Source organism: Streptomyces sp. CoH27 (assembly GCF_020181035.1).
Classification (GTDB): Bacteria; Actinomycetota; Actinomycetes; order Streptomycetales; family Streptomycetaceae; genus Streptomyces; species Streptomyces camelliae.
Map to the genome: position 1 here is coordinate 249657 of NZ_JAIQYY010000010.1, position 23168 is coordinate 272824.

A 23168-nucleotide genomic window follows, 5' to 3' on the forward strand; every position below is an offset into this window, starting at 1 on the left:
CGTCAGCCCAGCAGGCCGCCCACCAGGCCCGGCTGGCCGGAGGACGAAGCGCCGCCGGAGCTGGTCGTGCCGCCCGACGGGGAGCTGCCCCCGGTCGAGGTGCCGCCGGTGCTCGTCGGGCCCGCCGTGGTGCTCGGGGTGCCGCCTGCCGGGGAGGAGTGGCGGGGCGGGATCTGGCCCATAGTGCCCTGGGTCTCGCTGGGGGTCGTCGTCGTACCGCCCGCCGTGTGCCTGGCGCCCGGGGTCGTCGCCGCGCCGGACGGGCCCGCGCCGGCCGTGGCGCCGCCTGTGGGGGCTGTGGAGGCCGACGGGGTGGTGCGGTGCCGCGTGCCCGGTCCCTGCGGGAGCGGGGAGCCGGGGAGGTTGTTGCGGGGGGCCTCGCCGGGGCCGGGGACGACCACGCGGCTGGAGTCGCGTACGGCGCCGCCCAGCAGGGAGCCGACGAGCAGGGTGAGGCCGACCGTGATGGCCGTGATCAGCGCGCCGCGGCGCAGGACGTAACGGCGCAGCTCCCAGATGTCGGAGCGGGGGCCGAGGCGACGCCAGGCGCCGGCGGCGAGGCGGCCGTCCACGGAGTAGACGGGGGCGCCGGCGATGATCAGCGGAGACCAGGCGGCGAGGTAGATGATGTCGGGGGCGTCGTAGGCGGGGACCGTCTTCCAGCTGACCGTGACGATCAGGGCGGCGGAGAGCAGGGCGCCGACGACCGCGGCCACGCGCTGCCAGCAGCCGAGGATCGTGAGGACGCCGACGACCACCTGGAGGAACGCGATGACCAGGCCGGCGCCGACCGGGTGGTGCAGGGCGGTCTGGCGCAGCGGCTCGGCCACGTCCCACGGGTGCAGGGTGTTGAGCCACTTGACCATCGAGCCGCGCTTGCCGCCGTCGAAGTAGACGGGGTCGCACAGCTTGCCCATGCCGGCGTAGATGGAGATGAAGCCGAGGAAGATGCGCAGGGGGAGGAGGACCACGCCCAGGTTCATCCGGCGGCCGGGGTAGTAGGCGTGCCGGGCCGGGTCGTCGCCCTGGCGGCGGGCGGGGCGCGGGGTGTCGTCCTGGGCAGCGGCAGCTGCTTCCGCGTAGCCGTCGTAGCGGTCGTGATCGTCGTAGCGGTCGTAGCGGTCGTGATCGTCGTAGCCGTCGTGGCGGTCGCGATCGTCGTAGCCGTCGTAGCGGTCGTGGGGCTCGAAGTCCGTTTCCGCGTACGGGGGTTCGTCGTAGGCGCCGGTCGTCGAGCGCATATGCGGCAGCAGACGGGTGCCGTCGGCGGCCTCGGGGGCGGTGCGCTGGTGGCCCACGACGGGGGTCTCGACCGTCTGGCCCAGGTCGTCGTAGGCGTCGCCGTAGCGGGTGCCGACGCGCGGGATGACCTGGGTGGCGCCGGGCTCGGTCTCGTCGGCCTGGCGGACGCTGCCCCGCACGGCCTGGAGGAGCCGGTGCGCGCCGGTGTCGTCGGGGGCGGACTTGCCGCTCCACACGACGGGGCGGCGGCGGGCGGCGGCGCCCGCCCGGCCCGCCGGGCCCCCGACGGGCATCCCGGCGGTGTCCTGGGCGGCGCTCAGATGCCGGGCGATCCGCGAGGACTGGGGGCGCTTCGCCGACGCGCCCAGCTGCACGCGGAAGCTGGCGTGATTGACGATGACCTGCGCCGGATCGCTCGGCACCTTCACCATGCTCAGCGCGGGAGCCTCGTCGGGCCCGGAAGCGAATCCCGAGCTGAATCCCGACGAGCGTCCCCCCGTGGGTGTGCGGGGTGTTCTGGTGTCCACACTCATCTAACCGAGTGACATGGAGTTAGGACACTGCTTTGACCGGACGGATGTGTCCGGACCCCGTCAAAGCCGTCTCGAACACCACAGGAGCACCAGAATTACCCCGCAAGAGTGAAGTTCTGGACGGATGTTCAGTCCCGTCGGTGCGCCGTGCCGTCAGCCGCGCCGACGCGCCGCCTCGTAGAGGACGATCCCCGCCGCCACACCGGCGTTCAGCGACTCCGCGCCACCTGGCATCGGGATGCGCACACGGAAGTCGCAGGTTTCGCCGACCAGGCGGGACAGGCCCTTGCCCTCGCTGCCGACCACGATCACGACCGGGCCGTCCAGGGCCTGGAGCTCGCCCAGTTCGACCTCGCCGTCCGCCGCCAGCCCGACGACCGTGACGCCGGCCTTCTTGTACGACTCCAGGACGCGGGTGAGGTTGGTGGCGCGGGCGACCGGGGTACGGGCGGCCGCGCCGGCGGAGGTCTTCCAGGCACCGGCGGTCATGCCGGCCGAGCGGCGCTCGGGGACGACGACGCCGTGGCCGCCGAAGGCGGAGACGGAGCGGACGACCGCGCCGAGGTTGCGCGGGTCGGTGACCCCGTCGAGCGCGACGACCAGCGGGTCCTCGCCCTCGTCGGCCGCCGCGTCGAGCAGGTCCTCGGGGTGCGCGTACTCGTACGGCGGGACCTGCAGGACGAGGCCCTGGTGGTTGAGGCCGTTGGTCATGCGGTCCAGCTCGGGGCGCGGGGCCTCCATCAGGTTGATGCCGCCGCGCTCGGCGGCGAGCTGGAGGGCCTCGCGGACGCGCTCGTCGTTGTCGATGAACTGCTGGACGTAGAGCGTCGAGGCGGGAACGCCCTCGCGGAGCGCCTCGACGACCGGGTTACGGCCGACGACCAGCTCGGACGCCGACTTGCCGCTGCCGCGGCGCGCTTGCGGACGCCCCTGTGCGCGGCGGGCCTTCGCGGCGGCGGCGCGCTGCTTGGCGTGCCCCTTGCGCATCTCGGCGGGCGGGGTCGGGCCCTTGCCCTCCAGGCCCCGGCGCCGCTGGCCACCGCTGCCGACCTGCGCGCCCTTCTTGCCGGACATGCGGCGGTTGTTCGCGGCCATGAGTTACTCGTCTCCGTTGAGCTTCGTGTTGAGCGTCGTACGTACGTCTTATGTACGTACGCCTTATGCAGTGTGCCGCCCGGAGGGCCGGGCGGCACAGTTGATCTTCACGTGCGGGGCTAGGCCTTGAGGCTCCAGCGCGGGCCCTGTGGGCTGTCCTCGATGGCGAGGCCGGACTGGGCGAGCTGGTCGCGGATGGCGTCGGCGGTCGCCCAGTCCTTGCGGGCGCGGGCGGACTCGCGCTGGTCCAGCACCAGCCGGACGAGGCTGTCGACCACGCCGTGCAGGTCTTCGCCCTGGTCGGACTCGCCCGCCCACTGCTCGTCCAGCGGGTCGAGGCCGAGGACGCCGAGCATGGCCCGCACCTCGGCGAGCCGGGCGACGGCGGCTTCCTTGTCGTCGGCGGCCAGCGCGCTGTTGCCCTGCCGGACCGTGGTGTGCACGATCGCGAGGGCCTGCGGGACACCCAGGTCGTCGTCCATCGCCTCGGCGAAGGCCGGCGGGACCTCGGCGGCCGGCTCGACGGTCCCGGCCAGCTCGATGACCCGCTGCACGAAGCCCTCGATCCGCGCGAACGCCGACTCGGCCTCGCGCAGGGACTCCTCGCTGTACTCGATCATCGAGCGGTAGTGCGGGGTGCCCAGGTAGTAGCGGAGCACGATCGGCCGCCACTGCTTGACCATCTCGCTGACCAGGACGCTGTTGCCGAGCGACTTGGACATCTTGTCGCCGGCCATGGTGACCCAGGCGTTGTGCACCCAGTACCGGGCGAAGTCGTCGCCGTAGGCCTTGGCCTGGGCGATCTCGTTCTCGTGGTGCGGGAAGATCAGGTCGAGGCCGCCACCGTGGATGTCGAAGGCGGTGCCCAGGTACTTGTGCGCCATGGCCGAGCACTCCAGGTGCCAGCCGGGGCGGCCCTCTCCCCACGGGGTCGGCCAGGTCGGCTCGCCCGGCTTGGCGGACTTCCACATCGCGAAGTCCCGCTCGTCCCGCTTGCCGGTCTCGCCCTCGCCGGACGGCTGGCGCAGATTGTCCAGCTCCTGCCGGGACAGCTCCAGGTACTGCGGGAAGGACCGCACGTCGAAGTAGACGTTGCCGTCCGCCGCGTAGGCGTGGCCGCGCTCGATGAGGCGCTGCATCATCTCGACCATCTCGGTGATGTGGCCGGTGGCGCGCGGCTCGTACGTCGGCGGCAGGCAGCCGAGGGCGGCGTAGCCCTCGTTGAAGGCACGCTCGTTCTCGTACCCGATCGACCACCAGGGGCGGCCCTGCTCATGGGCCTTGGTGATGATCTTGTCGTCGATGTCCGTGACGTTCCGGATGAACGTCACGTCATAGCCGCGGTACGTGAACCACCGGCGCATGATGTCGAAGTTGAGCCCCGACCGGATGTGCCCGATGTGCGGTGCGGCCTGCACGGTCGCGCCACACAGGTAGATCGAGACACAACCCGGCTTGAGCGGGGCGAAGTCACGGATCTGCCGGGCGCTGGTGTCGTACAGGCGAATAGTCACCACTCCAGGGTAGTGGGCGCGGAGCGGTGCCTTGCGCCTCTTGGCTCAGAACATTCCGGCTCAGAACATTCCTACGACCTTCTCGGGAGTGATCTTGACGATCACCCGGGCGGCGTCGTTCACGGAGTCGGGGTTGAACTCTGCGTACTTCTTGCCGGTGTACTTCATCGACAGTTCGTCGATCAGGTCCTTGGCGCCCTGGGTGGTGAACTCCGCGGTGCCCCGGACCTCGCCGTAGACGTAGGGCATCTCGGGGTCCTGGACGATGACGCTCACCCGGGGGTCGCGGTCGAGGTTCTTCTTCTTGCGGCGGTCGACGGTCGTGGAGAACAGGATCTGGTCGCCGTCCCGCTTCACCCACACCGGGGACATCTGCGGGCGGCCGTCGGGCTGGATCGTGCCCACCACGATGAAGACAGGGCTGTCGAGCAGGGACTTGAGCCGGTCGGGCAGGGTGGCGGGCATGGGTACCTCCTCGGTCGACGATGACTCTCCGGGTACCCTCGCACGCTCTCGGCACACGCGCACCGCGAGCGCCACCGTCAGCAGCCCCTCCGCACCACCGGCGCAGCCGTCAGCCCGCCAGCCGCATCACTGGCGCAGCCGTCAGCCCGCCCTCCGCATCGCTGGCGCAGCCGTCAGCTCCGCCGTCAGCCCGCCGTCCGCACCACCAGTGCCGTCGCGATCGCCATCAGGCCCTCGTCGCGGCCGGGGAAGCCGAGGCCGTCCGTCGTCGCACCGGAGACGGAGACGGGGGCGCCGGCCGCCTCGGAGAGGACCTTCTGGGCCTCGGTGCGCCGCTTGCCGATCTTCGGGCGGGGGCCGATCACCTGGACGGCGATATTGCCGATGGTGAAGCCCGCCGCGCGGACGATCCGGGCGGCCTCGGTGAGCAGCGTGACTCCGGGCGCGCCCGACCACTCGGGCCGGCCGGTGCCGAAGTGCTGCCCCAGGTCACCGAGCCCGGCGGCGGAGAAGAGGGCGTTGCAGGCCGCGTGGGCGACGACGTCGGCGTCGGAGTGGCCGGCCAGCCCGGGGCCCTCCCCCTCCCACTTCAGGCCCGCGCACCACAGCTCGCGACCCTCCTCGAAGGCGTGGATGTCGGTGCCGATGCCGACCTGCGGCAGGGGCAGCACGAAGCCGGCCTCAGAAGCCATCGTTGAGCCTCCTGCGGGCCAGGACCGCCTCGGCGAGGACCAGGTCGAGGGGGCGGGTGACCTTGAAGGCCTCCTCGTGACCCGGGACGGTCACGACCGGCAGGCCGAGCTGCTCGACCATGCTCGCGTCGTCCGTCACATCGCCGGAGACGGTCTCGTGCGCGCGGACCAGGGTCGTACGGTCGAAGCCCTGCGGCGTCTGTACGGCGCGCAGGCGGGCCCGCTCGGGCGTGGCGACGACCGGTTCCGGCTCGCCGGCGACGGCCGCGGGCTCGACCTCCTTGACCGTGTCGGCCAGCGGCAGCGCCGGGACGACGGCCGGCGCGCCCTCGCGGACGGCCTCGATGACCGCGTCGACCGTGTCGACCGGGACGAGCGGGCGGGCCGCGTCGTGCACGAGGACGATTCCGTACTCGGGCGGCAGGGCGTCAAGGCCGAGCTTGACCGACTCCTGGCGGGTGTCGCCGCCCGGGACGACCAGGAAGTCCGTGCGGTCCGGCAGCGCGTGCACGTCGAGCAGGGACTTGACCTCGGCGGCGCCGTCGGACGGGGCGACGACGACCACCAGGGAGACATGGCGGGACGCGGCGAGCGCGCGGACCGCGTGGATGAGCATGGGCGTGCCGTTCAGCGCGCGCAGCGCCTTGGGGGCGCCCGGACCGAGGCGTACGCCCCGGCCGGCGGCGGGAATCACGGCTGCGACGGGGGTCTGCGCAGGTGAGGGGCGCGATTCGTCAGACATCGGTTCCTGTCAGGTTTGTGTGCTCGACCTAGGTGGGTATGGCCTGGAGGAGTGCCGGGCGCGACGCCCTTGACCGGACCCTTCCGTGACCCTGGTCGAGGTCAGCTGCCCGGGCCCGGCACATCAAGTATCGGGGGGCGCGTTCGCTGATCGACCGAGGGTCCACCAAGGATCCAGCGGCGGGGGATTCACTGGATTCACCAGGATCCACCGGTTCCCCGACGCAGACCCGCCTGCGGGGACGACCCGCGAGGACGAACATGCCGCAGCGCCCGGCGACAGGGTCAGTGTCATCGGGCACCGCGGCATTTCACTGTGCTGAGCGTGCCGGCAGCGAGAGGTCGCCGCCCACGGCGCGTGTCAGGAGGCGAGCACCTCGTCGAGCAGGGCCTCGGCCTTGTCCTCGTTCGTGTTCTCCGCGAGAGCCAGCTCGCTCACCAGGATCTGGCGGGCCTTGGCGAGCATGCGCTTCTCACCGGCGGACAGTCCGCGCTCGCGCTCACGACGCCACAGGTCACGCACGACTTCCGCGACCTTGATGACATCGCCGGAGGCGAGCTTCTCCAGGTTTGCCTTGTAGCGACGCGACCAGTTCGTGGGCTCCTCGGCGTACGGTGCGCGCAGCACCTCGAAGACCCGGTCCAGCCCGTCCTGACCGACCACATCACGCACGCCCACGAACTCAGCATTGTCCGCTGGCACACGTACCGTCAGGTCACCCTGGGCAACCTTCAGCACCAAGTAGGTCTTGTCCACGCCTTTGATCTGGCGAGTTTCGATGGCCTCGATCAGCGCGGCCCCGTGATGGGGATAGACCACGGTGTCGCCAACCTTGAACGTCATGTGACAGGTACCCCTTCCGTGGCTATCCAGGGTAACACGGATACGGCGTCTTCTGAATGGCGTTTTCGCAGGTCAGGGCATATCTCGGGGCTTGACAACAGCGACAGGAACGTGCTGCGAAGGGCCTGCGGAAGCGGGTATTCGCAGGTCGGAGGGGCTCTTCAGGCGGGGTGAAACGCGTACGTTACACACACCGAGCGCCCTCTCCAAGTGGCTTAACATCCCGATTTGTCCTGTTCCAAGCGTGCGACTTCCGCTACTCCGTTCGGCGTGCGGGGGCCGATCCGGAGCCGGACGCCGCACGAATCCGGAATTGATCAACGACGCGCGGAGGGGTGTCCGATGATCAATATCGGGGACGGTCCTCGAAGACGGTCATCGAAGGCGTCATCGGAAGGCGCCATCGAAGATGTCATCGAAGGGGCTCACATTCCTTCACGGAAATTTTGCGCGCGGTTATGCGAATGGCGGACGAGCGCCTCGCCAAAGTGACTCAAGAGTCACTTGTGACTGGAGTGACGAGAGGCCCGCAGTACCCCCAGCCGGAGGCCAAGGCGGCCTCTTGGGGAGGGTCGGGTGCGGTGGCGTGGGAACGGCTCGGTAACCTAAGCCCGCTGACAGACACTTAGGGTGGCTTTATAAGGGGAGCCGCCCGCGCGTTCAAGGAGTTGCCGCCGCCGTGAGCAGCAGCCTTCGACGCGGCGCCCTCGCCGCCTCCGCCATCGTCTTCTCGATCGCCTCGCTCGCCGCCTGCGGCGCCGGCAACGACTCACAGACCCTGGGAATCAAGCCGGACAACGCGGCGACCGCCGTCGGCAACATCAAGGTCCAGAACGCCCTGATCATCACCCAGCCGGACCTGCAGTCCACCGGGCCGGCCGTGATCTCCGCGACCCTGTTCAACCAGGGCCCCACGGACGAGACCCTCCAGTCCATCTCCCTCCCGGGCACGAGCGGGTCGGTCACGCTGACCGCCCCCAGGGGCCAGAGCCTGACCGTCCCGGCGCACGGCTCCCTGCTCCTCGGCGGCAAGGGCAACGCCTCCGCCGAGCTGCCCAGCGGCCGTGAGGCGGTCAAGGACGGCAACGTCCAGAAGCTCACCTTCACCCTCAGCAAGACCGGCGCCGTGAGCCTGGACGCCTTCGTGGTCCCGGCCACCAGCTACTTCGACAAGTGGGGCCCGAGCACGATCCCGTCCGCTCCGGCGAGCCCGTCCGCTCCGGCGAGCCCGTCCGGCGCCCCGGGCGCGTCCGCTTCCGCCAGCGGCAAGCCGGCGAAGGGCAAGGGCAAGGGCGGCAAGGCGACCCCGTCGGCGGGCGCGAGCGAGTCCGCGTCCACCGGCGCCACCCCGACCGGTTCCGCGTCCCAGTCGACCACCGGTCACTGACCGACGTACGCACGAGGGCGGCACCCCTGCGGGGGCGCCGCCCTTCGTCGTGGGTACCGCGAGTCGTACGACCGCCGTACGGCTCACGGCTCGGACCGAGTCGTACGACCGCCCTACGGCTCACGGCTCGGACTCGGAGCCCGGTTTACGGCTCGAACTTGTAGCCCAGGCCCCGGACCGTCACCAGGTACCGCGGCGCGCCCGGGTCCGGTTCGATCTTGGCGCGGAGGCGCTTGACGTGGACGTCGAGGGTCTTGGTGTCGCCCACGTAGTCGGCACCCCAGACGCGGTCGATCAGCTGCATGCGGGTCAGGACGCGGCCCGCGTTGCGCAGCAGCATCTCCAGGAGGTCGAACTCCTTGAGCGGGAGGTCGACCTTGGAGCCGGCCACCGTCACCACGTGGCGGTCGACGTCCATGCGGACCGGGCCCGCCTCCAGCGCGGCCGGGGTGACCTCCTCCGGCTCGCCGCGGCGGCGGAGCACCGCGCGGATGCGGGCGACCAGCTCGCGGGAGGAGAAGGGCTTGGTGACGTAGTCGTCGGCTCCTATTTCGAGGCCCACGACCTTGTCGATCTCGCTGTCCTTCGCGGTCACCATGATCACGGGGACGTTGGAGCGGCCGCGCAGCTGTCGGCACACCTCCGTACCGGGCAGACCCGGCAGCATCAGGTCGAGGAGGACGAGGTCGGCGCCGTTGCGCTCGAACTCGTCGAGTCCGTCGGGCCCGGTGGCCGCGACGGCGACCTCGAAGCCCTCCTTGCGGAGCATGTACGACAGGGCGTCGGAGAAGGACTCCTCGTCCTCGACGACGAGCACTCGGGTCACGGAAGGACCTCCGGGGCGGGAAGCGGTTCGTACGGGGATGACTCGGTGGAGCCGCCGGCCTCGCCATCGAGGTCGGGGTCGGGGTGCTGCGATGCGCGGTCGCGGGCCGCGCCCGCCTCCGGCAGCCTGAGGGTGAACGTGGAGCCCTGGCCTTCGGCGCTCCAGACCGTGACCTCCCCGCCGTGCGAGGCGACCACGTGCTTGACGATCGCGAGACCCAGGCCGGTGCCTCCGGTGGCCCGGGAGCGGGCCGGGTCGACGCGGTAGAAGCGCTCGAAGATGCGCTCCTTGTCCTTGTCGGAGATGCCGATGCCCTGGTCCGTGACGGCCAGCTCGATCATGTCCCCGCCGGGTGCGTTGACCCGGCGGGCGGCTATGCCGACGCGGGTGCGGGCCGGGGAGTAGTTCACGGCGTTCTCGACGAGGTTGCCGAGGGCGGCGGCCAGCTGGCCGCGGTTCCCCCAGACGTGCAGGTCGGCTGTGCCCCCGGCGGACATGATGATCTGCTTTGTACCGGCCTGGTGGCGGCAGCGGTCCATGGCCTCGGCGACCAGCTCGTCCACGCGGACGGGCTCGGCGTCCTCCAGCGGATCGTCGTTCTGCACGCGGGAGAGGTCGATGAGCTCCTGGACCAGGTTGGTCAGCCGGGTCGCCTCGATCTGCATGCGGCCCGCGAAGCGCTGGACGGCCTCGGGGTCGTCGGAGGCGTCCATGACCGCCTCGGAGAGGAGGGACAGCGCGCCGACGGGCGTCTTCAGCTCATGGCTGACGTTCGCCACGAAGTCGCGTCGTACCGCCTCGATCCGGCGGGCCTCGGTGAGGTCCTCGACCAGCAGCAGGACCAGACGGGAGCCGAGCGGGGCCACGCGCGCGGAGACGGCGAGGGCCTCGCCGCGTCCGGTGCCGCGGCGGGGCAGATCCAGCTCGACCTGGCGTATCTCGCCGTCTCTCCGGGTGTCCCGCGCCATCTGGAGCATGGGCTCGACGGAGAGCTTGCCGCCGCGGACCAGCCCGAGGGCGTAGGCGGCGGAGCTGGCCTTGACCACGGCGTCGGCCTCGTCGAGGACGACGGCCGAGGAGCGGAGCACGGACAGCACGGTGTCCACGCCGGGCGGGAGTACGGGATCGGTGTGCAAGGAAGTCCTGGTCGGTCGCTTCTGGTCGCGTTCGCTCCAGCGGAACGCCAGCATGGCGATGACGCCGGTGAGCACCCCGGCGATCGCTGCCGCTGCGGCGACCGCCGCGTTCACGTCCATGCATCCAGGTTAAGCAGGGGGTACGACATGACCACAGCCGTCACGGTGCGTCCTCGAACACTCGTCGCCCAGAGTTCACCTTGGAGCCAGTATTGGTTCATTTGGGGTGGCAGAAACGGACGCGTGTGGGGCAGAACGTGGGAGCGTGGGGACCAAGCACACCTATGAGAGGGAACCCTGATGCGGGACGCGTACCACGAGGAACTTGACTCGATCGGCGACGGTCTGGTGGAGATGGCCCGGCTGGTCGGGTCGGCGATCGGGCGCGCCACGACCGCCATCCTGGACGCCGACCTGAAGCTGGCCGAGAGTGTCATCGAGGCGGACCAGAAGGTCGACGAGCTCCAGCACGACCTGGAGGCGCGGGCCATAGCCTTGCTGGCGCGGCAGCAGCCGGTGGCGACCGACCTCCGCATCGTCGTCACCAGCCTGCGCATGTCCGCCGACCTGGAGCGCTCCGGCGACCTGGCCCAGCACGTGGCGAAGCTGGCCCGGCTGCGCTTCCCCGAGCGCGCGGTCCCGAACGACCTGCACGCCACGATCCTGGAGATGGGCCAGCTCGCGCAGCGCCTGATGGCGAAGGCGGCCGAGGTGATCATCACGAAGGACGTCGATCTCGCGCTCCAGCTGGAGCAGGACGACGACGAGATGGACCTGCTGCACCGCACGCTCTTCCAGCACCTGATCGACGAGCGCTGGAAGCACGGCATCGAGACGGCGGTGGACGTCACGCTCCTCGGCCGCTACTACGAGCGGTACGCCGACCACGCGGTCGCGGTCGCCAAGCGCGTCGTCTATCTGGTCACGGGCGAGCACGCGGACGAGCTCCAGCCGGACATCCAGCCGGTGACGGGCGTCGAGGGCGCGTAACCCCGCCGGGGCCGGGCCGCGGGGCGCGTGGGCGCCTCCATGCGCCGTTGATGCGCCCTGGGGAGCGGGCATGAAATGGGCGAGGGCACTGCTGCCCCAGCATCCAGGAGGGACCCATGGCCGAATCCCCCAGCACCACGCCCGACCCCACCCAGGAGCGCCAGAGCGACCAGCCCGCCGAGACCAGGAGCCTTCCGCTGTTCGGCGCGTGCGGCTGCGGCTCGGGCTGCGGCTGCGGGTGCCAGCAGGGCAACCCCTGCCAGTGCGGCTGACGAAACACCCGCGAACACCCGGGGCCGGTGTGAACTCGTTTCACACCGGCCCTTTGTCGTATGCGCCGTCGGGTCCGTGAACCGAATCTGCACAGTGCGCACGCAACTGCGGGCTTCCGGGGTCCGTTCGTACGGAGTTGTCCCAGTCGGCATGGCCACAACAAGAGCTGTGACCCGCCTGTATGGCAAGGATGTGTGGAGAAACTGCCCTCAACGCGTGACCACGCGTGCACCGATACGTCGAACAGGGCTGCCAACTGGGCAGGCGGGAGCGGCGGTTGACTGGATGCCCGGCGCGCTCCGTGGTTTGATCGCTCGGGCCGCCGGGATCGCGCCAAGGTGTCCTGAAAAGGCTGGCGCGTACCTGCGGCCGCGGCCCGTCGTCTGTCCCCAGCCGGGCCGCTCCCCCTTGTGGACCATCCATGCGAAGGGCAGTTTCCCCATGAACTCCGCTCACCAGGTTCAGACCGCCGAGATCTCCGACGCCGAGCTCGACAACGTCTCCGGCGGCCTGAGCCCCGAGGCGAACGCCACCCTCGGCACCACGACCCTCAGCAGCGCCGAGGTGCTGTCCCAGCTCGACGGCGTCAAGGGCGAGGCCCTCGGCCTCCTCGGCCAGTACGGCCACGCCAGCGTCAGCGTCTCCCTCTGAGGCGCGCTGCCGGCCTGACCGCACCGCACCGAGCCCCCTGTCCCGCGGAGAACCGCCGGACAGGGGGCTCGGTCGTCACGGCAGGGAATTCGGCGGATCGGTATATGTGGCGTGCCGGGCCCGGCTCCTGGTCGAGATCTGGCCGACCAGTTCCCAGAAACACACCAGAGCGGTGACCGGCGGAATTCCGAAGATCACTAACGAGAGCAGCGTGTGTGACGAGTGGCTGACGCAGAGCGCCACGGCCATCACGGAGGTTGCCAGCACAACACCCCAGGACCGCCGCGCAGCCCGACGTTGAGCGGTGGCCCGCAGAACGGAGAGCGCCGCCACGAACCACGGCCCGTACACCGTCAGCGGCCAGTATTTCGCGAGACTCGCCGGCAGCACCGACGAGGCGATCACGCACAGTTGGCCGTACGAATAGCAGAGGGACCATGCCAGCATGCACACCGCACACAGCGAGACCGCCACGATCAGCAGCGTGATGTGAGTGATACGACGGCCGCCGTCGAACACATGGGGCTCCTGGCGGACCCGCCGCCGACTGCTCCGGCGCGGGGCCGGCACGGTCGGCGGGTCGGGAACGGGGATGGCGACGGTCGGCGCGGCCAGCATCTGGGCCAGCTCCTCGACCGGGTCCCAGTCGTTCGGCGCCATGCCCGCGTCCGGCACGCTCCAGGCGTCGCCGTAGAGACCGGAGTCGTAGCGGCCCGCGTCGTCGTAGCGGCCCGCGTCGTCGTAGCGGCCCGCGTCGTAGCAGCCTGTGTCGTGATGAATCCTGTCCATCGATAAACCTCCGGGCCCAGCCTCAGGACGCCCCGTACAGATCCGCCATGGCCCGCCAGTATTCATTTTCCACTGCGCTGAGTCTCTTCAGAAAATCAGTGAGCAGGTCCGAGCACGACGTGCGGTCCACCTCATCACCCCAGTGGAGCGTCGTCGGATTATCTTCGGCAGTGCGCCAGTGCAATCGCGTCACGGTGAGCTAACGACGGCTCCCGGAAGCGGGGTTTGGGGCATTCGAGGGATCTGGGTGGCCCGAAAGGGGAGCTTTCGAGTGCTTGTTGACGCAGCGGCGAAGATTTATGAATATGCGTCCAATTACATTCCGTGAATACTGGAATGAGATGGTCGGCCATGGAATTAAATGGTCGACGCCGATCCGGCGGCACGCGCGCTGCCCCGCTCGGCCGCCGGCCGCTCGTTCGGCAGCCTCCGCATGAGCACCCCGTACCCCAGCCCGGCGACCGTCCCCACCACCGCGCACATCCCCCACAGCCACTGCGCGCCCCACAGGTCGATGACCGCGCCGGACATCAGCGGGGCGACCAGGGCGGCGAGGGACCAGGACAGGGTGTAGACGCCCTGGTAGCGGCCGCGGCCGTGCACCGGGGACAGGCGGACGACGAGGCCGGTCTGGGTGGGCGCGTTGACGATCTCGGCGAGGGTCCAGACGCACACGGTGACCATGAAGACGCCGACCGAGCCCGCGAAGGCCGTGAGACCGAAGCCGTAGCCGGCGAGTACCGAGGAGACGATCAGCAGGGTGCGCGGGTCGCGGTGCTCGATGAACCGGGTGACCGGGATCTGCAGGGCGACGATCAGGATGCCGTTGACCGCGATGGCGAGGCCGTAGTCGGCGGGCGAGAACCCGGCCTCGCCCATGGCCACCGGCAGTCCGACGGACCCCTGCTGGAAGATCAGGGCGACCAGGAAGGACAGGCCGACGACGGCCATGTACCGCCCGTCGCGCAGCACGGCCTTGAGGCTGACCTCGCCCTCCGCGCCCTTGGCGCTCGCGGCGGCCGGGCGGGACTCGGGCACCTTCAGGAAGACGACGAGCGCGCAGCAGGCCGTCATCCCGGCCTCGATCAGGAACCCGGCGAGATAGCTGAACTCGGCGATGAACCCGGCGGCCATGGAGGAGACGGCGAACCCGAGGTTGATGGCCCAGTAGTTCAGGGAGAAGGCGCGGACGCGGTCCTCGGGACGGACGATGTCGGCCATCATCGCCTGCACGGCCGGGCGCGAGGCGTTGGAGGCCATACCCACGAGGAAGGCGACGGCGGCGATGGCGGCCGGGTCGGTCATGAAGCCGAGCAGCGCGACCGAGGCTGCCGTCGCGGACTGCGCGATCAGCAGGGTCGGCCGCCTGCCCAGCCGGTCGGCCATCACCCCGCCGCCCAGCGAGGAGACGACCCCGCCGAGCCCGTGCAGCGAGGCGACGAGACCGGCGTACGAGGCGGAGTAGCCGCGGTCGAGGGTGAGGTACAGGGCCATGAAGGTGGCCACGAAGGCGCCGAGCCGGTTGACCAGGGTGCTGGTCCACAGCCACCAGAACTCACGGGGGAGCCCGGAGACGGTCTCCCGGGCGGCACGTCTGAGACGGGCGGCGGACATGGCGGATCCCCCCATGGGTGTACGACGGGTGTACGACGCCTCGGCGTAGGGCGTTGTAAGCGGCTCAAGCGGTAGGCACAACTTACAAACTGGGGGATGCCGCCGGCCACTGGATTAACAGATGCCGTCAACTGTCCACCCATCGGCCGACCCGGGCGGCGCCCCGAACGGGTGGATTACGCTCTTTCCCATGGCCGACGCACCGTACAAGCTGATCCTCCTCCGCCACGGCGAGAGCGAGTGGAACGCGAAGAACCTGTTCACCGGCTGGGTGGACGTCAACCTCAACGAGAAGGGCGAGAAGGAGGCAGTCCGCGGTGGCGAGCTCCTGAAGGACGCCGACCTTCTCCCGGACGTGGTCCACACGTCCCTCCAGAAGCGCGCGATCCGCACCGCGCAGCTGGCCCTGGAAGCCGCCGACCGCCACTGGATCCCGGTCCACCGCAGCTGGCGCCTGAACGAGCGCCACTACGGCGCCCTGCAGGGCAAGGACAAGGCGGCGACGCTGGCCGAGTTCGGCGAGGAGCAGTTCATGCTCTGGCGCCGCTCGTACGACACCCCGCCCCCGCCGCTCGCGGACGACTCCGAGTTCTCCCAGGCGCACGACCCGCGCTACGCCTCCATCCCGCCGGAGCTGCGCCCGGCCACGGAGTGCCTGAAGGACGTCGTCGTCCGGATGCTCCCCTACTGGTACGACGGCATCGTCCCCGACCTCCTGGCCGGCCGCACGGTCCTCGTCGCCGCCCACGGCAACAGCCTGCGCGCCCTGGTCAAGCACCTGGACGGCATCTCCGACGCCGATATCGCGGGCCTGAACATCCCGACGGGCATCCCGCTCTCCTACGAGCTGGACGAGAACTTCAAGCCGGTCACCCCCGGCGGCACGTACCTCGACCCCGAGGCGGCCGCGGCGGCGATCGAGGCGGTCAAGAACCAGGGCAAGAAGAAGTAAGCCGTACTGATCAAGCCCTCTACCTGCGGATTGTCCGCTGGTAGAGGGCTTGATGCTGTCCTGGGGCCGTCTCTGGGCCGTGAGCTGCCCGACCGGGCCGTGAGGCAACAGGGCCGGGGGAGTGCTGTGCCGGCTGCTGCCTCAGCTCTGCCTGTCCTCCTGCCTCGCGCAGGGCCGCGACCGCTCTCTCGGCGGTCTCTTCCGGAATGCGGTCGAGAATCACGACGGGGGTCGATCCACCAGGACCTTGCTACCCCAGAGGCTCAGTCCAGCTATCCGGCGTACGACCCGGACCACGTCGAGTGGACAGGCACCCGGATGGACGAGCACCACCTCATGGGGCAGGTCGTCGCAGACCAAGGTGAAGTACTTGACCGCCATCCCTGTTCCCCTCCCGTTTCTGATGAGGAGCGTAAGTGCCTGAGCCGTCTCAGACACCGGCTATTTCGCCGCTGAAAACGGCGGCCACGGCCTTGCGGGTGCGCTCCTGGCTGGAGGGCATCAGGTGCGCGTACACCCGCACCGTCAGGCCCGGGTCTGAGTGGCCCAGGTACTCGGCGAGTGCCTTGATGTTCTCGCCGGCGTCCAGGAGCTCCGAGGCGTAGAAGTGGCGGAGGGCGTGCATGCCGTTCTCCCGGGACTCGACGTACGACCCGCCCGGCTTCCGCTCGGGGATCACCCCAGCCGAGGCGAGGGCGCGCTTCCACACCTCCTCGTTGAGCGACGTATGCCAGACGTGTCCGCCGCACGGCCCGGTGAAGATCAGCCGCTTGGTCACCGGAGGGCCGTCCGCCACCTTCCACGGCAAGGTGATCTCGACCGGAGGGAACCGCTTCATGTGGGCGCGGAGAGCGTCAGCGACTGGACCAGGGAGCGCTAGCTCCGGCTGACATCCACGGGTGACATCAACAGCACCGGACACGGGCGTTCATGCACGGCTCAGCACATTCGACCTGGCCACGCGGTGGCGCTGCTGGGCCGCGCTTGGATCGAACTCCTGAAGCGGGTGTCGCAGGTTCGAATCCTGTCGGTGGCACAGCGGGGAAGGCCCCGGACCAATCTTGGTCCGGGGCGTTTGACATCCAGTTATCGGCAAGCGCCAGGTCAGCCGACGGCGTAGGCCTGGTTGGAGTATGTCTGGGGCCGGAGGACTGTCCTCCGGCCCCGCGCCGTGTGGCCGTCAGTAGAGATTCAGGTAGTTCTGCCAGCCGGTGTCGGCCTTGATTCGTGCGCCGAACGTGCCGTTTCCGCGGCCGGGGTTGACCCAGACGTTGCCGGCGGAGTCGCGTTCCAGCAGGTCCGCCTTGCCGTCACCGGTCACGTCGCCCACACCGATGATCGTGTTGTATCCCTGTCCCCAGTCGGCGAAGACCTCCTTGCGCGCCGCGTAGTTGCTCTTGCCGTTGCCGGCCATGAGCCACAGGTTCCGCTTGGAGTCGTACGCCAGCAGGTCCCCCACCCCGTCACCGGTGACGTCCCCGACCGCGATCAGCTTGGTGTACGCCAGGCCGGTGCGCAGCAGCGTCCGCGCCCCGAACCGGCCCTGGGCGTTGCCCGGGTACAGGTACAGGTTGCCGTTCGACGCGCTCCACGCCAGCAGGTCCGGGTACCCGTCCCCGTTGACGTCCCCGGCGTGGCCGAGCCACTTGAACTGGTTCCAGCCGGTGCCCAGGTCGGTGTAGGCGCTGCCGTTGGACAGGGTCGAGTACGCGCGCAGATCACCGGACGGCGTGCGTACGAGCACGTCGTTGGTCTTCCGGTCGCGCAGAGGACCGAACGGCACCACCGTGGTGCCGGCGGGCCAGGTCGACTTGCCCTTGAGCGGGATGAAGGAGCCGTTTCCGGTGCTGTCCTTGAAGGAGAAGGTGGTCGCCGAGGTGCGGACCAGGATGTCGCCGAAGGTGTCCGGAAGGCCGTTCGCCGACTGGAAGTCGTGGAACGCCGGTGCGCCGCCGGGCAGCAGGGTCGTACCCGTGCTGGTGGCGTCCGGGCCCAGGCCGTCGGCCGGCCGTGCGGTGATCTTCCACGTGTAGGGCCCGATCGAGGGCCGGGTGATGCCCGGCTCGGTGCCGTCCCATTGCGCGGTGAACTGCGCGCGGGCCGGACCGCCGGTGACGGTGCTGACGACCCTGCCGGTGGCCACGCTCGTCACGGTCAGCGTCCAGGAGGCGATCGGGCGGGTGACCTGCCATGTGCCCTGCCACGCCGTACCGGCGCTCCTGACGCCGATTGTCGTCTCGCCGTACAGGGCCACGTCGGACGGCGACACCCCGCTGGGCACCACGTGCACCGTGCCGTCGCTGCCCGCGTACGCGATCCCGCCGCCGTACGGGTCGACGGTCCAGCCTTGTCCCAGCACGGGGTCGGCCAGATCGGCGACCTTGCGGGTCTGCGCCGTACCGCTGGTGACGTCGGTGACGCTGAGGGTGCTGCCGGAGGCGGTCGCCGCGAACCCGTCGCCGAGCGCGGTGTCCCCGTCGGCGGTCCACGGCACGGGCACCGACATGCGGGTCACCGTGTTGTACACCCCAGCGCCTCCGTCGGCCGTGGCACAGGCCCAGTAGATCCAGGGGCCGTTCGCCCGCAGTACCGACAGCGGGCAGTTCGCGACGGTGAAGGTGCCGGGCGCGGGGGCGGTGGAGGGGGACGTGTTCAGGTTGACGCCGGTGACCGTGCCCGGCGCGGTCTGGGTCCACAGGGTGGTCGCGGACAGCGCGAATGTGCTGAACGGCCACGTTTTCGCCTCGACGCCCGTACCGACCTGGATGATCCGGGTCCCTGCCGGTGTCAGGCCGCTGAACGCCTCGGTCGAACCGGCCACCTGGACATCGCGCAGGTCGGACAGGCCGGTGGAGGATTTGGACCCGGCGCCCGAAATGATGTCGCCGTTCGCCGTGTCCACCTCGACCGGTGAGCCGTCCGCGGAGGCGAACAGCGCGTCCCCCTGCGGCAGGGCATTCAGTGGGGTGGTCGCACCCGTGCTCCCCGCGGCATCGACGGGCAGCTCTGTGTGCTCCATCCGGGAACTGTCCGGGGCGTACGGGCTGGTGTAGGCGGCGTCCAGTTCCCCGTTCGCCAGCGCGAGGGCGTCCGGCCGCCAGGTGGCCACTGGGAAGTCCGCGATCGCGGTCGAGTCCACGGAGCCGTCGGAGGCTGCGGTCAGCACACGCAGGGTGGTGCCGGACGCCGATGTCTGCGCGACCACGACCTTGCCGTCCGGGGACTCCGGATCGGTGAGCGGCACGGTGCGCGGGTATCCGGTGCCCAGGGACTGGCCGGGCCCCCCGTTCAGCGGGAGCGCCGACAACGTGAAGCCGGAACCCCCTGCCGACGTGACCACGATGAGGTTGTCCCCCACCACTCCGACCGGGCGGGACGGGCCGGGCAGACTCAGGGTGACGGACACCGGGGGCGCCGTGACGTCGCTTGCGTCGAAGACCCGGACGTCGCCGGCGGCGTTCAGAAAAACGAGCTTGCCGTCACCGACAGCGAACTGTCCCGTCCCCGGCAGCGAGGACGCGTCGATCACGGAGTTGCTGCCGTCAGCGTTGATCCACAAGTAGTACTGGGCGCCATTCTGCTCATAGGGGATCAGCATGTGATCGTTGTCCCCACCGCCCCAGACCGAGCTGCTGAACACGGCGCCGGTCGGTGCGGCGACCGGGGTGAGGGTGCCGTCCGGCGAGGCGAGTGCCAGCCCCCCGCCGTGGTTGGACACCAGGGCCTTTCCGGCGAAGGCGCCGTACACGTAGCAGTCGCAGGCCGTCCGGCGGCTGCCGTCGGAAAGACTTTGGAACACCAGCGGAGTGCCGCCGGCGCCGTTGGCGTAGAACGCCACCAGCCCGTTGCCGGCGTACCGGGCGTCCCGGGTACCGGCCGGGAACGCCAGTTGCGTGGTCGTCCCGGAGGCGAAGTCGGTCCAGGCGTAGCTGTTCCCGTAACTGCCGTGCAGGACGCCGGACGAGGAGACGCCGACGACCTGGCCCGGGTCGACGGAGGCCGGAACGGTCTCGGCCGGCAGGGTGATTGGCGCGGTGACCGGTGCTGGTGCGGCGGTGTCCGCCCAGGCGACGGGAACAGCGAAGGTTGCCGCGAGCACGGTCGCGGTGGCCGCGGCCAGCAGACGGCCGCGTCTGTGAGGGTGTTGAGCCACCCGTTCCTCCCCATGAAGGGAGCGCACCGGGCGCTCAACGCCGGCCATGGTGGGGGTAGGGGGAGCACGCCGGCGGCCGGTACCCGGTCCGCTCAAAGTCACGACAGTGTACGCACCTTCCCCTGCGCCACAGCAGGCCCCCACCCCACGCCCGCACGTGATATCGCGGGCCCCACCTGGGAGAGCATCCGGCCCATCATCGAGGAGTGGACCCGGGCAACCCTGGAGGATGACGACTCAGACGTCCTTCGTATCCCGCGCGCGTGGCAAGCGGTGGACGATCTCGGCTTGGTCCTCGTACCGCTCGACGGTGAGCCAGCGATCACAGACTTCCTCCTGCACGTCGACGGTGCTACGGCTCGCTTCCGCTACTGACCAGGCGAGGCGGCAGGTCCGGCTGTCCCGCGTCCGTCTCAGTTTCCGTCTCATTCAGCCCCGTTCACTGCCGTTCCTGCGAGACCTTGAGCTGTCCCCGCCTCCACGGCCAACCGACCATGAACGCAGGTGAACGCCCCGACGCTCACGCCTCCGAGCCACCAACAGACTTGGAAAGCGTGCGCGTTCGAAACCGGGGAGGACTGCCGCGGGCTCGCTGTCAGAGGTCGATGAGATCGTGCGCCCATGGACACGTTCTTCGATCTCCCCGAACCGGAGACCCCAGAACAAGCCGTCATCGCCCACTATCGCCTCAGCAACGACCAGTACGGCTCACGTGCCGAGCGCCAAGCAATCTTCGATGCCGAGCGGGCCATGTCTGCCGCAGTTGAGGAGGCGGGCGTCGGGGACGTCGACGGGAACGAGTTCGGTGGAGGCGAGGTCGTGCTGTACGCCTACGGGGCTGACGCCGAAGCACTTTTCAAGGTCATGGAGCCGACCCTTCGCAGCCTGCCGTTCAGACCGGCGCATGTTGTGTTGCGACACGGGAGCCACGGAACGGAGTCCCGTGTCGATCTGTGATGCGGTCAGCAGCGAAGTACCGCAAGGCCCAGGGCAAGAAGAAGTAGCCCGGCACGATCAAGCCCCCTGCCTGCGTCTTCTCCGCCGGCACCTGAAGGAGATGAGGGAGAGTCCGTGAGCAGACCGGCCTCGCACCGCACCACAGCCCTGTATGCGATATCCGCGACCTGCGCCGTCATAGGCGCTCTGCTGTGGATACGCAGCCGGACCAGTACGCCCCTCACGCTCTCGTCTTCCTCCTACGGGTCCTACCTGGCAGCCGACAGCTACCGCCCGTCGGCCTGGCGGGTGTGGTCACCGGCAGTGCCCGAAGGACGTCTCGGCCTCTATCTCCTCGCGGCCGGGCTGGTGCTGGCCGTGGTGACGCGCCTGCTCTCCGCCCGGCGTGACTGAGCGGCGCCGAGCGGCGTGCTCCGCGCGTGACTGCCGTCACATCGCCTCTCGCCATGTCACATCCTGGCACCCCCCGCCCGTCAGAGGGGTGTAGTCAGCACCGAGGACACAGGAGTAGATCATGGAACCGCGTCTGAACCTCTTCGGCAACCCGCTCGCCGGCCGGGCGATCAAGCACCTGAACGCGGTGGGCCAGGTGGTCGTGGAGTCCGGGCTCCCCGCCGCCACTCAGGAACTGGTGAAGATCCGGGCCAGCCAGATCAACGGCTGCGGGTTCTGCACCGACATGCACGTCAAGGATGCGCGCGTGGCCGGTGAGACCGAGCAGCGGCTGCACCTCGTCGCGGTGTGGCGGGAGGCCAAGGTGTTCTCCGAGGCCGAGCGGGCCGCCCTGGAGCTGGTGGAGGAGGGCACCCGGATCGCCGACGCGGCCGGTGGTGTCCCGGACGACGTGTGGGCGAACGCCGCCAAGCACTACGACGAGAACCAGCTCTTCGGCCTGATGACGCTGGTCGCGCTCATCAACGCGTACAACCGCCTGAACGTCATCGTCCGGATGCCCGCCGGCGACTACCAGCCGGGCCAGTTCCAGCACTGACCGCGACGTGCCAGGGGGCGCGGATCACCTCACGGGTGCATCCGGGCCCCCTTCAGCACCTTGTCCACTCCGCTCCGGGGGCCGTACACCGCCAGCCCCACGAGGTCCAGCTCGGCCGTCGGCACGGCCCGTACCGCCGCGCGGTTGTCGCGGTCGTTGCCCGTCGTGAAGAGGTCCGCCGTGAAGACCGCGCGGGGCAGGGCGCGGTTCAGCACCCTTGTGTGGGCCGCCTTCAGGGTCTCCTTCGTGCCCTCGAAGACCAGGACCGGCTGGCGGAACATCGGCAGGTACGACACCCCGTCCGCGTCCTCGTACGGCTCCCCGATCACCTCCTCGATCTCGCTGCCCAGGCCGCTGACCAGGAACGCGGTCACATTGAGGCGCTGCCAGGGCTCCAGGTCCTCGCGGAGCAGTACGGCGATCTTCGTGTCGAAGCGGATCGGTTCGGTGTTCATGGACTGAGACTGCCGCGCCGCCGGGCGGGCGGTCTTGTACGTTCTTTGCGTGGCCGCAGCTCAGCCGGACGTCTCCGCCTGGCGCCCACGGGTCCCGGGTGTCGTGGAGGTCTTCCACGCCCGATTCACTGAATACGCCTACCCCATGCACGTCCATGACGTCTGGACGCTGCTCATCGTGGACGACGGGGCCGTACGGTACGAGCTGGACCGGCACGAGCACGGCACCCCGCTCGGCACCGTGACCCTGCTGCCGCCGCACGTCCCGCACAACGGCTCCCCCGCCACCCCGCAGGGCTTCCGCAAGCGGGTGCTGTACCTCGACACCAGCCGGCTCGGTGCCGACCTCATCGGCCCCGCCGTCGACCGGCCCGATCTCGTCGATCCCCTGCTGCGGCGGCGCGTCGGGCAGCTGCACTCCGCCCTCGCCCGGCCCGGCGACGAGCTGGAGGCGGAGAGCCGGCTGACCCTCGTCGGGGAGCGGTTGCGGGACCATCTGCGAAGCCGGGGCGGTACGTCCGCGCACCGGGGCGACCCGCTCCTCGCCCGGCGGCTGCGCGAACTGCTGGACGCCCGGGTCGTCGACGGGATGCGGCTGGAGGAGGCCGCGCGGCTGCTGCACGCCCATCCCGCCCATCTGGTGCGGGCGTTCAGCGCCGCTTACGGCATCGCACCGCACCAGTACCTCATGTCACGGCGGGTCGGGCGGGCCCGGCGGCTGCTGCTGGACGGGCAGGCGCCGGGTGAAGTGGCGGCGGCGACCGGCTTCTGCGACCAGGCCCATCTCACCCGGCACTTCAAGAAGCTGGTCGGGGTCACTCCGGGGCGCTACCGGGTCAGTTCGCGCCGGTCGCCGTCATAGCGACCG

General features: G+C 70.1%; 22 protein-coding genes and 1 pseudogene. 9 read left to right on the forward strand and 14 right to left on the reverse strand.

The window, feature by feature from the left end:
• Positions 1 to 2: 2 nt before the first annotated feature.
• The 7 genes from LE548_RS18650 to LE548_RS18680 all read right to left on the reverse strand — a co-directional run bounded on the left by LE548_RS18650 (position 3) and on the right by LE548_RS18680 (position 7126).
• The gene (locus LE548_RS18650; RefSeq protein WP_225098003.1) at positions 3 to 1775 is read right to left on the reverse strand and encodes a DoxX family protein; all 1773 of its coding nucleotides are present in this window, start codon (positions 1773 to 1775) and stop codon (positions 3 to 5) included.
• A gap of 153 nt (positions 1776 to 1928) precedes the next feature.
• Positions 1929 to 2870, reverse strand: a complete 942-nt coding sequence (rlmB, locus tag LE548_RS18655) for a 23S rRNA (guanosine(2251)-2'-O)-methyltransferase RlmB (RefSeq protein ID WP_225098004.1) — start codon at positions 2868 to 2870, stop codon at positions 1929 to 1931.
• Positions 2871 to 2989: 119 nt separating this feature from the next.
• On the reverse strand, positions 2990 to 4384 hold the full coding sequence (cysS, locus tag LE548_RS18660; RefSeq protein WP_225098005.1) for a cysteine--tRNA ligase: 1395 nt from the start codon (positions 4382 to 4384) through the stop codon (positions 2990 to 2992).
• Positions 4385 to 4444: 60 nt separating this feature from the next.
• Positions 4445 to 4849 carry a PPOX class F420-dependent oxidoreductase gene (locus LE548_RS18665; protein ID WP_225098006.1) on the reverse strand — a complete coding sequence of 135 codons (405 nt, stop codon included), beginning with the start codon at positions 4847 to 4849 and terminating at the stop codon, positions 4445 to 4447.
• 185 nt (positions 4850 to 5034) lie between these two features.
• Entirely contained in the window at positions 5035 to 5541 is a 507-nt protein-coding gene (ispF, locus tag LE548_RS18670) for a 2-C-methyl-D-erythritol 2,4-cyclodiphosphate synthase (protein WP_225098007.1), read from the reverse strand.
• Complete coding sequence (ispD, locus tag LE548_RS18675; RefSeq protein ID WP_225098008.1) at positions 5531 to 6283, reverse strand: 2-C-methyl-D-erythritol 4-phosphate cytidylyltransferase; 753 nt, start codon at positions 6281 to 6283, stop codon at positions 5531 to 5533. The genes ispF and ispD overlap by 11 nt, the downstream gene beginning before the upstream one ends.
• A gap of 360 nt (positions 6284 to 6643) precedes the next feature.
• A complete protein-coding gene (locus LE548_RS18680) occupies positions 6644 to 7126 on the reverse strand; it encodes a CarD family transcriptional regulator (RefSeq protein WP_003953493.1) in 483 nt (160 codons plus the stop codon).
• A 679-nt stretch (positions 7127 to 7805) separates the two neighbouring features.
• Here LE548_RS18680 and LE548_RS18685 point away from each other — a divergent pair.
• The gene (locus tag LE548_RS18685; protein ID WP_225098009.1) at positions 7806 to 8513 is read left to right on the forward strand and encodes a DUF461 domain-containing protein; all 708 of its coding nucleotides are present in this window, start codon (positions 7806 to 7808) and stop codon (positions 8511 to 8513) included.
• A gap of 145 nt (positions 8514 to 8658) precedes the next feature.
• On the opposite strand, the gene LE548_RS18690 is transcribed toward LE548_RS18685, so the two are convergent.
• Both LE548_RS18690 and LE548_RS18695 read right to left on the reverse strand, forming a co-directional pair.
• Entirely contained in the window at positions 8659 to 9339 is a 681-nt protein-coding gene (locus LE548_RS18690; RefSeq protein ID WP_030342036.1) for a response regulator transcription factor, read from the reverse strand.
• Complete coding sequence (locus LE548_RS18695; protein WP_225098010.1) at positions 9336 to 10595, reverse strand: cell wall metabolism sensor histidine kinase WalK; 1260 nt, start codon at positions 10593 to 10595, stop codon at positions 9336 to 9338. The genes LE548_RS18690 and LE548_RS18695 overlap by 4 nt, the downstream gene beginning before the upstream one ends.
• Positions 10596 to 10775: 180 nt before the next feature.
• On the opposite strand from LE548_RS18695, the gene phoU reads away from it, so the two are divergent.
• From phoU to LE548_RS18710, 3 genes are all read left to right on the forward strand, one after another.
• Positions 10776 to 11465 (forward strand): phosphate signaling complex protein PhoU, encoded by a 690-nt coding sequence (gene phoU / locus LE548_RS18700; protein ID WP_225098011.1) that lies wholly within the window; start codon positions 10776 to 10778, stop codon positions 11463 to 11465.
• A gap of 116 nt (positions 11466 to 11581) precedes the next feature.
• Complete coding sequence (locus tag LE548_RS18705) at positions 11582 to 11737, forward strand: hypothetical protein (protein ID WP_225098012.1); 156 nt, start codon at positions 11582 to 11584, stop codon at positions 11735 to 11737.
• A gap of 442 nt (positions 11738 to 12179) precedes the next feature.
• Positions 12180 to 12389, forward strand: coding sequence for a hypothetical protein (locus tag LE548_RS18710; protein WP_225098013.1), 210 nt, complete (start codon positions 12180 to 12182; stop codon positions 12387 to 12389).
• A 75-nt stretch (positions 12390 to 12464) separates the two neighbouring features.
• Here the strand turns inward: LE548_RS18710 and LE548_RS18715 are convergent, their stop codons facing one another.
• Positions 12465 to 13178 carry a DUF2637 domain-containing protein gene (locus tag LE548_RS18715; RefSeq protein ID WP_225098014.1) on the reverse strand — a complete coding sequence of 238 codons (714 nt, stop codon included), beginning with the start codon at positions 13176 to 13178 and terminating at the stop codon, positions 12465 to 12467.
• Positions 13179 to 13535: 357 nt separating this feature from the next.
• On the reverse strand, positions 13536 to 14792 hold the full coding sequence (locus LE548_RS18720) for an MFS transporter (RefSeq protein ID WP_225098015.1): 1257 nt from the start codon (positions 14790 to 14792) through the stop codon (positions 13536 to 13538).
• Positions 14793 to 14982: 190 nt separating this feature from the next.
• On the opposite strand from LE548_RS18720, the gene LE548_RS18725 reads away from it, so the two are divergent.
• On the forward strand, positions 14983 to 15744 hold the full coding sequence (locus LE548_RS18725) for a phosphoglyceromutase (RefSeq protein ID WP_225098016.1): 762 nt from the start codon (positions 14983 to 14985) through the stop codon (positions 15742 to 15744).
• 430 nt (positions 15745 to 16174) lie between these two features.
• Here the strand turns inward: LE548_RS18725 and LE548_RS18735 are convergent.
• Together LE548_RS18735 and LE548_RS46070 are read right to left on the reverse strand one after the other, a co-directional pair.
• A pseudogene (locus LE548_RS18735) lies at positions 16175 to 16627 on the reverse strand (tyrosine-type recombinase/integrase); the annotation flags it as partial.
• A 297-nt stretch (positions 16628 to 16924) separates the two neighbouring features.
• Complete coding sequence (locus LE548_RS46070) at positions 16925 to 19897, reverse strand: VCBS repeat-containing protein (protein WP_225098017.1); 2973 nt, start codon at positions 19895 to 19897, stop codon at positions 16925 to 16927.
• 621 nt (positions 19898 to 20518) lie between these two features.
• Here LE548_RS46070 and LE548_RS18745 point away from each other — a divergent pair.
• From LE548_RS18745 to LE548_RS18755, 3 genes are all read left to right on the forward strand, one after another.
• The gene (locus tag LE548_RS18745; RefSeq protein WP_225098018.1) at positions 20519 to 20854 is read left to right on the forward strand and encodes a hypothetical protein; all 336 of its coding nucleotides are present in this window, start codon (positions 20519 to 20521) and stop codon (positions 20852 to 20854) included.
• A 114-nt stretch (positions 20855 to 20968) separates the two neighbouring features.
• Positions 20969 to 21247 carry a hypothetical protein gene (locus LE548_RS18750; protein WP_225098019.1) on the forward strand — a complete coding sequence of 93 codons (279 nt, stop codon included), beginning with the start codon at positions 20969 to 20971 and terminating at the stop codon, positions 21245 to 21247.
• A gap of 121 nt (positions 21248 to 21368) precedes the next feature.
• Positions 21369 to 21845: a carboxymuconolactone decarboxylase family protein gene (locus LE548_RS18755; RefSeq protein WP_225098020.1), complete on the forward strand. Its 477-nt coding sequence runs from the start codon at positions 21369 to 21371 to the stop codon at positions 21843 to 21845.
• Positions 21846 to 21874: 29 nt separating this feature from the next.
• Here the strand turns inward: LE548_RS18755 and LE548_RS18760 are convergent, their stop codons facing one another.
• Positions 21875 to 22300 (reverse strand): DUF2000 domain-containing protein, encoded by a 426-nt coding sequence (locus LE548_RS18760; RefSeq protein WP_225098021.1) that lies wholly within the window; start codon positions 22298 to 22300, stop codon positions 21875 to 21877.
• A 49-nt stretch (positions 22301 to 22349) separates the two neighbouring features.
• Between LE548_RS18760 and LE548_RS18765 the strand changes: the two genes are divergently transcribed.
• Positions 22350 to 23162 carry an AraC family transcriptional regulator gene (locus tag LE548_RS18765; RefSeq protein ID WP_225098022.1) on the forward strand — a complete coding sequence of 271 codons (813 nt, stop codon included), beginning with the start codon at positions 22350 to 22352 and terminating at the stop codon, positions 23160 to 23162.
• Positions 23163 to 23168 lie beyond the last annotated feature (6 nt).

What these genes read in the sequence shown, in the direction of transcription:
- LE548_RS18650 (WP_225098003.1), bottom strand. Translation starts at nt 1,775, where the DNA reads ATGAGTGTGGACACCAGAACACCCCGCACACCCACGGGGGGACGCTCG.
- rlmB (WP_225098004.1), bottom strand. Translation starts at nt 2,870, where the DNA reads ATGGCCGCGAACAACCGCCGCATGTCCGGCAAGAAGGGCGCGCAGGTC.
- LE548_RS18665 (WP_225098006.1), bottom strand. Translation starts at nt 4,849, where the DNA reads ATGCCCGCCACCCTGCCCGACCGGCTCAAGTCCCTGCTCGACAGCCCT.
- ispF (WP_225098007.1), bottom strand. Translation starts at nt 5,541, where the DNA reads ATGGCTTCTGAGGCCGGCTTCGTGCTGCCCCTGCCGCAGGTCGGCATC.
- ispD (WP_225098008.1), bottom strand. Translation starts at nt 6,283, where the DNA reads ATGTCTGACGAATCGCGCCCCTCACCTGCGCAGACCCCCGTCGCAGCC.
- LE548_RS18680 (WP_003953493.1), bottom strand. Translation starts at nt 7,126, where the DNA reads ATGACGTTCAAGGTTGGCGACACCGTGGTCTATCCCCATCACGGGGCC.
- LE548_RS18695 (WP_225098010.1), bottom strand. Translation starts at nt 10,595, where the DNA reads ATGGACGTGAACGCGGCGGTCGCCGCAGCGGCAGCGATCGCCGGGGTG.
- phoU (WP_225098011.1), top strand. Translation starts at nt 10,776, where the DNA reads ATGCGGGACGCGTACCACGAGGAACTTGACTCGATCGGCGACGGTCTG.
- LE548_RS18705 (WP_225098012.1), top strand. Translation starts at nt 11,582, where the DNA reads ATGGCCGAATCCCCCAGCACCACGCCCGACCCCACCCAGGAGCGCCAG.
- LE548_RS18710 (WP_225098013.1), top strand. Translation starts at nt 12,180, where the DNA reads ATGAACTCCGCTCACCAGGTTCAGACCGCCGAGATCTCCGACGCCGAG.
- LE548_RS18715 (WP_225098014.1), bottom strand. Translation starts at nt 13,178, where the DNA reads ATGGACAGGATTCATCACGACACAGGCTGCTACGACGCGGGCCGCTAC.
- LE548_RS18720 (WP_225098015.1), bottom strand. Translation starts at nt 14,792, where the DNA reads ATGTCCGCCGCCCGTCTCAGACGTGCCGCCCGGGAGACCGTCTCCGGG.
- LE548_RS18725 (WP_225098016.1), top strand. Translation starts at nt 14,983, where the DNA reads ATGGCCGACGCACCGTACAAGCTGATCCTCCTCCGCCACGGCGAGAGC.
- LE548_RS18745 (WP_225098018.1), top strand. Translation starts at nt 20,519, where the DNA reads ATGGACACGTTCTTCGATCTCCCCGAACCGGAGACCCCAGAACAAGCC.
- LE548_RS18755 (WP_225098020.1), top strand. Translation starts at nt 21,369, where the DNA reads ATGGAACCGCGTCTGAACCTCTTCGGCAACCCGCTCGCCGGCCGGGCG.
- LE548_RS18760 (WP_225098021.1), bottom strand. Translation starts at nt 22,300, where the DNA reads ATGAACACCGAACCGATCCGCTTCGACACGAAGATCGCCGTACTGCTC.